Source organism: Roseiarcus sp. (genome assembly GCF_052145395.1).
Taxonomy (GTDB): domain Bacteria; phylum Pseudomonadota; class Alphaproteobacteria; order Rhizobiales; family Beijerinckiaceae; genus Roseiarcus.
In genome coordinates, this window is record NZ_JBKQOT010000033.1 from 1 (window position 1) to 2511 (window position 2511).

At 68.7% G+C, this 2511-nt stretch carries 2 protein-coding genes; one reads left to right on the forward strand and one right to left on the reverse strand.

All coding sequences use genetic code 11. From position 1 onward, the window contains the following. The coding region (locus ACLP25_RS01080) for an AI-2E family transporter (RefSeq protein ID WP_442467404.1) at positions 1-880 on the reverse strand (880 nt) is incomplete at its 3' end. Between the two features lie 147 nt (positions 881-1027). Here ACLP25_RS01080 and ACLP25_RS01085 point away from each other — a divergent pair. Then, positions 1028-2511: metallophosphoesterase family protein (locus tag ACLP25_RS01085; RefSeq protein WP_442467405.1), on the forward strand; the 1484-nt coding region annotated here is incomplete at its 3' end.

Sequence of the window (2511 nt, forward strand, 5' to 3'; positions counted from 1 at the left end):
CACCGCGAACGGAGGGCGAGATCGACAGAACGCTGCCTGACATGCGCGGTTCGACATAGCTGCCGATGACGAACTGGATGACGTTGAGGCAGACGAACACGCCAAGCGCAGCCTGCCAGGCAGCGAACTGCGCCATCGCCAGCAGGGTCGGGAAGACGGTCGCGATGAACGGCCCGATCAAGGGAATGTAGTTGAGCGCAAACGCGATCACGCCCCATTCGACCGCGAACTGAAGCCCGGTCGCGGCGGCGAAGGCCCACACCAGCGCGCCGGTCGCCAGGCTCATCATCGTCCGCACTTCCATGTATTTGCGGAATTTTCGCGCCGTGTCGGCTGAGGCGGCGGTGAGCGTCAGCGCCGTCGGGGGGCTGAGAAAGGTCTGAAGCTTGCGCTCCATGTCCTCGACCTCCATGAGCCCCAGGATCATGTAGACGAGCGTGATGATCCAGAAGCTGAGGGTCGTGTTCACCCGTCCGGTGATCTGCTGGACGCCGCGCAGCATCCAGCCCACGTTGAAATGCTCGGCCCAGAGCCCGGCCACCGAAACGCCGTGGCTGTCGAGCCAGGCGACGGCTGCGTCATAGATCGCCTGATAGCGGGCCGAATCGGCGATCAGCGACCGCCCGACCCGGCCGTAGCCCCAGACGACGAGCGAGGCGAACACGAGCATGGTCAGGATCGTCAGCGCCATGGTGACGGCGAGCGCGAGGAGCGCCGGGATGCGCTCCTGAAGCCAGAGCTGAAGCGGCCACACCAGGGCGATGATGAAGAGCGCGAGCGTCAACGGCGCAAGCACGGTGTCGGCGAAATAGGCGCCGGCCGCCGCCGCCACGACCGCGACAATGGCGACCGAAGCCTTCGAAACCGAGTCCGAGGTCATGCGCGCCCCTCTCGCCGGCCGGCCCCCGCGCGCCGGCTGCGCCCCTCTCCATAGCGCGAACGGTGAGGGTCGCGCCACGCCGCTATCGAGACGCGGCCCCGCCTGCTATGCCGGGCGACCCACCCACGAGCGCCCGAGGCGAAGGATTTGACCGCTGACACCCGAGGACCGGCGCCGGCATCGTCCGGACCCGCGCCGCTGATTGATCCGCGTCTCGGCGATTTCGAGAGCGATCATGCGGCGCCCAAACAGCGCGCGCTTCTCGCAATCGCCGGAAGCCTGCTCAGCGAGATCAGCCTGACCAAGCTCGCCGCCGCCTGGGCGATCCAGATCCTCGCGCCCGCGGTTCTGCTCGGCCTCGCGCCGTTGATCCTGACGGCGTCGATCGGCGAGGCTTCGAATCGCTTCGCCGAGGCGACCGAGATCGGTGCGATAATCGTCGTGGTCGTTGCCGCGGCGGTCGCGGTCTTAGGCTGGCGCCCGCTGTTTCGGCTTGCCGAGTCGAATTTCTGGTCGCTGAACGCGCTCGCGGTGCAGCCCGGCTACGCATTCTGGCGCGAGGCGATCCGGCATGTCGCCGAGCGGTCTTTCGGTGGACGGACGGGACCTGACCTCGGGCGGATGCGCGCGACGAGCTGCGCGGCGGCGGGCGTCGTTCTGTTCGTCGTCGCGGCGCTGGTCGCCTCCGTCGCCTGGCCGATGACCCAATGGATCGGAACGACCTCCGATCTCATGGCGCCGCAGCGGCTTATTGTTCCGACGATCGCCAATACGATCGTCGTCATGTCCGCCTATCTCGCCGTCGCGGCGCTGGTCTGGGGGATCGCCGACGCGACCACCGACCAGCCGCTCGACCTTCCGGCGCCGGGCGCGCCGCCGCCCGGCGCGCGCGTCTTCCGCGTCGCGCACCTCTCCGACGTGCACGTCGTCGGCGAGCGCTACGGGATGCGGATCGAGAGCGGTCGGGCGGGCGCGCGCAGCAACGCCCGACTCCGGCGCGCGCTGGCGCGGCTCTCCGAGATCCATGCCGAACGACCGCTCGATCTCGTGCTCGTCACCGGCGACATGACGGACGCGGGAACCTCCGCCGAATGGGCGGAATTCCTCGACATCCTCGGGACGTTTCCTGAGCTCGCGGCGCGCGCGCTGATCACGCCCGGCAATCACGACGTCAACATCGTCGATCGCGCCAACCCCGCCCGCCTCGACCTGCCGTTCAGCCCGATGAAGGCGCTGAGGCGCATGCGCGTCCTCTCGGCCGTCGCCGCGATACACGGCGATCGGGTTGAGACCATGCGCGAGGGCAAGCCGCAACCGCTCGCGGACGCGCTCGAAACGTGGCGGCCGGACATCGCAGCGTTCGCCGACCGGAGCGGGTTCCGCCTGTCGACGCGCCTGCAGGGTCTGTGGAACGACACCTTTCCGCTCATCCTGCCGCCCGAGGGTGAGGACGGACTCGCCGTCGCGATCCTCGATTCGAACGCGGACACGCATTTCTCGTTCACCAATGCGCTCGGCCTGATCTCGACCGAACAGGCGGGCCGGCTGACCGCGGCGCTCGAAGCCCATCCGCGCGCCGGCTGGATCGTCGCGCTGCATCATCACGTGACGGAATATCCGCGGCCGGTCGC